This is a genomic window from Komagataeibacter swingsii, from assembly GCF_003207895.1.
Taxonomy (GTDB): Bacteria; Pseudomonadota; Alphaproteobacteria; order Acetobacterales; family Acetobacteraceae; genus Komagataeibacter; species Komagataeibacter swingsii.
This window is the reverse complement of the sequence record NZ_NKUB01000105.1, coordinates 1-609: the sequence shown is the minus strand read 5'-3', so window position 1 is coordinate 609 and position 609 is coordinate 1. Positions and strand designations below refer to the sequence as shown.

At 57.5% G+C, this 609-nt stretch carries 1 protein-coding gene; it reads left to right on the top strand.

The genetic code is table 11. The features are described from left to right. Positions 1-594 (top strand): IS630 family transposase (locus CFR76_RS17545; RefSeq protein ID WP_110557952.1); only part of this gene is annotated, 594 nt, incomplete at its 5' end. Between the last annotated feature and the right edge of the window lie 15 nt (positions 595-609).

Genomic DNA, 609 nt, shown 5'->3' with positions numbered 1-609 from the left:
CTGCCCTGCGAGCAGGACCGGCCTGACGTCGCGCGCAAGCGCAGGTTCTGGAAGCGATATCAGACCGATATAGATCCCACGCGTCTGGTCTTCATTGACGAAACCTGGGCGAAAACCAACATGACGCGCACGCATGGTCGCTGCCGCAAAGGAGAAAGGCTGAGGGCCAGGGTCCCCCACGCTCACTGGAAAACACTGACCTTTCTCGCCGCTTTGCGCCATGACCGGATCACGGCACCCTGCGTGCTTGACGGACCGATCAACGGGCGCAGTTTTCAGGCCTATGTCGAGCAGTTCCTGGTTCCGACACTCAAGGCTGGCGATATCGTCGTGCTCGACAATCTCGGCAGCCACAAAGGCGAGGCCGCTCGCAAGGCAATCCGTGCTGTCGGGGCCAGGATGATCTTTCTGCCGCCCTACAGTCCGGATCTCAATCCGATCGAGCAGGTCTTTGCCAAACTCAAGACCCTCTTGCGAAAGGCCGCAGAACGATCCGTCGAGGCAACATGGAAACGCATCGGCTCACTCATCAAAGGCTTCTCACCACAGGAATGTGCCAACTACCTCAAAAACTCAGGATATGCATCAACCTAATCACAGAATGCTCTA